Here is a 4,936-nt window from a genome sequence, read left to right on the forward strand (position 1 = left end):
GCCCTATTACAATGCATCTCAGGTGATTGTATAATTGAATCAAGCTGTTACAAAAAATATTGCCAAAAACCTGTCAAGCATTTTCTTCATCCCCATAAATTATTTTTAAAGGGGGGGAAGCAGTTACAAATATTTAATGTCAAACAAATCTCTTGGGTGCTGTCTGTCAAGAGCTGCACATATCTTTCCACCATAAAGGTCTGCAAAATCCAAAACACGCATTGTAGCAGCGCCAAACAGATCTTCAACAGAGGCAGCAAGAGACATTATCACAGGGGAATGGACACAGCCTCGGAGTACCGGAGTGACCTCAATCTTGATTAGTGCGCTGTCTCCAGCAATCTGTATTCGATTGCAGAATGGTGACTTGTGCATTTGATTCGCTGTCACTTGCGTTCCAGGAATGTATTTTTCTATGTTATTGCCGATTCTTTTAAGTGCGATATCTATTCTTTTCAGAGAGACCTCTCGGCTTTCAATTGGCAGGTACGTTAAATCAATATCGACAGACAAACGGGGCATATCCCGAATAAACAGGTTGATAGCTGTGCCACCTTTAAGAGCAAAACAATCTTCTTTGTATATCTGCGGTAATGTTGCCACCAGCAATCGTACTTGATTAGAAAAAGTCGGGCTGAGTACCATTTGCCATTCCTTTGGGTACTGTGATGTGAAATTCTTTATCCAGTGCTCCTCCTCGAACAATCATTCGTTTACCTTTGCCGAGATTAATGTCTGACAAATTCAGAGATTCAAAGCAAGGAAGGTTATGTCTTTTGGCAAACCAAAGGAAAAGCCTGTTCGCTTGTATTTTTATGGAGCTGGATAAAAGTTCATTGAGCAGCTTTGGGCGTAGAGTTGTTGCTGACTCAAAATATTTGTCGGCCATGGTGAAACTGGCTTCATCGGTGATTTCATTAATGAGCTCTAAAAGAGCCAATTCTGCTGAAGCATATGGTATAGGCCAATCCCAGTGGCCAAATGGCCGATCAGTGATTGCAGTGACGGGAAGATCAGGCACCAATTTGAATTTGTGAGGTACTATTTGGACTTTTTCATTGAGGGTGCTCAACCAGTTTGGGAGTTTTGTCTTGCAATAAAGATGTATTTGTTGCGTGCCTCCATAAGGAAGGTAATGAGCAAACCCTGACAAATCGAGTGCTGAGCGAGAGCCAACATGAACGACATAGCCAAGTTGCCTGACTGAGTATACGAGATGTTCCCATTTTAAAGGGGGTCCTGGACGGCGATATACTCCACGGTGTACCACGGTTAGTTTACCGGAGCGGAGGAAGTAATCTATTGAAGGTCTATCAATACCGAGGAACATCAGCTTTTTTCGAGTGACAACGAGGCCATCGGGTATCTGTTCCAATAATGTTTGAGTTGGTTTAGTCATCGATGAATTTGCATACTATATTTATGATATTTTTTATATTTATAAACTTGCAAGAGTAGTTTGTCAAATCGTTATAAGTCATAGTATATTTATGCAAAATATGTGATTTGTAAACTGTGCTTGTCTCAGAAGTACTTGAAGGGGTTTTGCTGTTATGAAAAAGTTGCCATAAATATGCAAAAAAATTGGATAAGAGTTTGTTAAAATTGGTGAATTAACATTATTGCATCAAATCTCTAGAAATACCACCCTTCGTTAAACGTGTGATGCCTACCCGTAAAGGCTTGCAATGATGAGGCCATACACACATTAATTGAGATCGAGGCGCAGGGCTCAGGGTGGAGAAAAGTACTCTCGTTCATCGGGTTTGCCTGAAGTGGGGGTAACTACTTTCGCGAGTCCTTGATATACATGCCGCTGTTATCGTTTTTCATCTGTATCTCAAAGAGATCACTGACCCGGATCAGCTCGCTGAGCTTTTTGTAGCCATAGTTGACTGGTGAAAATGAGGTTTTGTTAGAAATATACTGGCCGACACGACCAAGGTGGCTCCAGCCGTCTTCATCGGCGTTTTGTTCAACGGCTGTTCTGAGCAGTTTAACCAATGCAGCGTCTTGCCTGAGTTCGTGCCTTGATTTTTTTTTGTTGCTGTTATTCTCTGTTTTTTCCTCCTGTTCTTCCACTTGCTCAAGATTTTCGGTGTAGATGAACTGAGAACAGGCTTTGACAAAAGGCATAGGGGTTTTCTTTTCACCAAAGCCATACACCGTGATGCCGTTGGATAAAATCCGCATAGCCAAAGGGGTAAAGTCGCTGTCACTGGTCATTAGGGCGAACGCATCCAGATTCTGCGTATAGAGCAAATCCATTGCATCAATAATCATGGCGGCGTCAGTGGCATTCTTGCCGCTGGTGTAGGCAAATTGCTGGATCGGTTTTATCGCATGTGGATGAAGCTTTTCTTCCCATCCCTTCAGGCTGTCACTCTTCCAGTTGCCGTATGCATGCCTGATGTTGACCTTGCCGTATTTCGACAACTCGTCAATAACACCTTCTATGGATTTGTGGCTCACGTTGTCACAGTCGATGAGTAAAGCAATTTTGGTATCTTGAGGCATCAGGTCTCCATTATATGTGTGAAATCTTGAAATTGTATTTTGAACTTTTCAACATACAACGGCAGTAGTATTATGGCTGCATCTTTATGATAAAATGTGCAATGTATCTCACAAGATGGGAGTGAAACGCTCATGGCGAGGAATCATAGGGGCTTAGGTATAGAGTCGTTGCGATAATTGCTGGCTTGTCGAGTGGAAATATGTTGGCCGTAAAGTGGTTACAGGAGGCTATCTGGGAATAAGGAGAACTCGAGTGTAATTGAGAGTATTGGCAATAATCCTAAACAGTATCCTGTTGACGAGGATTGAGAGTAGATGAACCACACACTGGTAAGAAGTAAGAGGTATGCTGCAGGACAGATGTGGCTTGTGGTTCTCAATATTAAAATGACACTACAATGTATATGTTATGAAAAATGAAAAAACCAAAGAAGTTGCTGAACTTGTTGAGTCTTTCTGTAAACGGTACTTCACTGAAGAATTGACGGCTTGTGCTTTAAGATTATGCGATAAATTAGGCCGTATTCGTAAACTTGATATCACAAGAGGTAAAAAAGAAATTTGGGCTGCTTCAATTGTGTATGTGATCGCCAGGGTGAATTTCTTATTTGATAAAGCGAATAATAACTTTCTTACCTCTGACATAATATGTGACTTTTTCAATACAAAAAAGACAACAACGGGCAACAAAGCAACTACCATTGAAAAGACTTTAAATATCGGCATTGGCGATACGAATTATTGTACTACTGAGATCATAGAATCATTTTCATTTGTGGAAACGCCTGATGGTTTTATTTTGCCGCAAAAAATGGCCAATGAGATGATCAAGGAAATCGTCATAAGAACTGCGAATGCAGAAGAGTCTCGAGAAATTGATGAGTTCATGGCAGAGAAAAAGCGACAAGAGGAAGAGGCTGGACAGAGAAGGAGAGAACGTCGGGCCGAAATAAATCGCGAAATTGCAGAGAAGAAGAGTAAGAAAAAGGAAGAAGAACAAGCAAAAATAAATGAGCGGCAATTGAAGCTTTGGTAAAACTCTAGTGGAAATATGTGGACTGTAGGTCAAGCTTGTTTGTTACGTGTAGTCAGTTACTATCTTCCACGCTGCCTGATGTTTTTGCTGAAGTGACCTGCGAATATTTTCTGGATTATTTCAGATTTCAAAATGCTCCATTTGGGATAATTATTTTAACATGATCCCGGTGACAGGAAACACCTCATCAATGCATCACTGTGAACTTGTTATGACTGGTAGGGCAAATCTTTCATTTTCTGAGGAACGGATAATGGTGTGGTAGCTCGCACCTTGATTATCAAACACTTATTCTGTATAAATATACGTTATAAGTGTGATATCCTGTTAACTTGATATTCAGCCAGATATGCGTGATATATAGCAGAATATTCCCTATACTGTTGATTTCACCTTGTCGACTTTTTGTCCTTCTCTGAATATATAAGGAAACCAGAGAATAACTTGTTCTCGCCGACTGCGTCGCCGAGAATCGCGGTGCTGACTACGTCAAGCCCCTTGTGCCGCCGCTACGCGACAGAACAAGGAACTTGTCCAGACACCGTGCACAACACAATCAAGCTGCGCTTGCTCGCGTCGCACACGGCGCTGGTCAGCACCGCGATTACATTCCACAAACAAAGTTGTTTGGTCTTATAAAATGAGAATCGAAGAATATTTTTCAAAGCTAAACTCTGAATCTCAGTTCATCTTTAATCAATCGTTGGCTTTTCGTGAAAAATTAGGAAAAACACACCACTTTTCTTCATGTGTGTACGAATTTGCACAAAATATTTATGATGAGTCTGAAAAAGAAATACTGAAAACAGTTAGTTCACAGTTAGAATCTGCTACTTTTACTGCATGTCTAGGTATGTATCGACAAGCTTCCGCTTCTCTGAGACTGGCACTTGAAATGGGTTTAGCAGCGGCATACTTTTCAGCCCATAAAATGGATTTGCATGAGTGGTTAAATGGTGACGCAGATATAAAATGGACAACTTTGATTGATCCAGATAATGGCGTTTTGTCATCTAGATTTACTAGCGCATTTTTTGAGGAATTTTCTCAAGACTCCAACCACTATCTTGAAAAATCGAAATGCATATACCGAGCTTTGTCAGAATTCGTTCACGGCAACAATGACACATGGGCTGGGTCAGGGATTGAACTAAAATTTGATAAAGATTGTTTAGAGCGATATTTTGAATACAACGGTGCAGTGTGTGAGATTATTCTTTTTGTTCTGAGTTGTCGTTATTTAAAATCATTTAGTTATCTGATTACCACCGAACTTCAGCCATTTTCAACAGTCGGTATGGCATCGGTGGAGTTTTTAAACAGTATTTGAGGAGGGAAGCAACCATATCTGCCAACTTAAATCTACGGTTAAAGCGATAACAA

4 protein-coding genes and 1 pseudogene are annotated in these 4,936 nt (G+C 40.7%); 1 reads left to right on the forward strand and 4 read right to left on the reverse strand.

Annotated elements, in window-relative coordinates:
• Positions 1-123 precede the first annotated feature (123 nt).
• The 3 genes from FCL48_RS24450 to FCL48_RS24460 all read right to left on the reverse strand — a co-directional run bounded on the left by FCL48_RS24450 (position 124) and on the right by FCL48_RS24460 (position 2,517).
• Complete coding sequence (locus FCL48_RS24450; protein ID WP_136876686.1) at positions 124-645, reverse strand: nucleotidyl transferase AbiEii/AbiGii toxin family protein; 522 nt, start codon at positions 643-645, stop codon at positions 124-126.
• Positions 620-1,399, reverse strand: coding sequence for a type IV toxin-antitoxin system AbiEi family antitoxin domain-containing protein (locus tag FCL48_RS24455; RefSeq protein ID WP_136876688.1), 780 nt, complete (start codon positions 1,397-1,399; stop codon positions 620-622). Before FCL48_RS24455 ends, FCL48_RS24450 begins: the two co-directional genes overlap by 26 nt.
• 386 nt (positions 1,400-1,785) lie before the next feature.
• Positions 1,786-2,517 carry an NYN domain-containing protein gene (locus tag FCL48_RS24460; RefSeq protein WP_136876690.1) on the reverse strand — a complete coding sequence of 244 codons (732 nt, stop codon included), beginning with the start codon at positions 2,515-2,517 and terminating at the stop codon, positions 1,786-1,788.
• Positions 2,518-2,926: 409 nt separating this feature from the next.
• Here FCL48_RS24460 and FCL48_RS24465 point away from each other — a divergent pair, with 409 nt between their 5' ends.
• Positions 2,927-3,553: a DUF6398 domain-containing protein gene (locus FCL48_RS24465; protein ID WP_136876692.1), complete on the forward strand. Its 627-nt coding sequence runs from the start codon at positions 2,927-2,929 to the stop codon at positions 3,551-3,553.
• 1,262 nt (positions 3,554-4,815) lie between these two features.
• On the opposite strand, the pseudogene FCL48_RS25595 reads toward FCL48_RS24465, so the two are convergent.
• Positions 4,816-4,936 (reverse strand): annotated as a pseudogene (locus tag FCL48_RS25595) (IS1595 family transposase); the annotation flags it as partial.

Origin of the sequence: Desulforhopalus sp. IMCC35007, assembly GCF_005116575.1 — a bacterium.
Lineage (GTDB): Bacteria > Desulfobacterota > Desulfobulbia > Desulfobulbales > Desulfocapsaceae > Desulforhopalus_A.

Coding starts and splice junctions, on each gene's coding strand:
- FCL48_RS24460 (WP_136876690.1), bottom strand. CDS start 2,517: ATGCCTCAAGATACCAAAATTGCTTTACTCATCGACTGTGACAACGTG.
- FCL48_RS24465 (WP_136876692.1), top strand. CDS start 2,927: ATGAAAAATGAAAAAACCAAAGAAGTTGCTGAACTTGTTGAGTCTTTC.
- FCL48_RS24455 (WP_136876688.1), bottom strand. CDS start 1,399: ATGACTAAACCAACTCAAACATTATTGGAACAGATACCCGATGGCCTC.
- FCL48_RS24450 (WP_136876686.1), bottom strand. CDS start 645: ATGGTACTCAGCCCGACTTTTTCTAATCAAGTACGATTGCTGGTGGCA.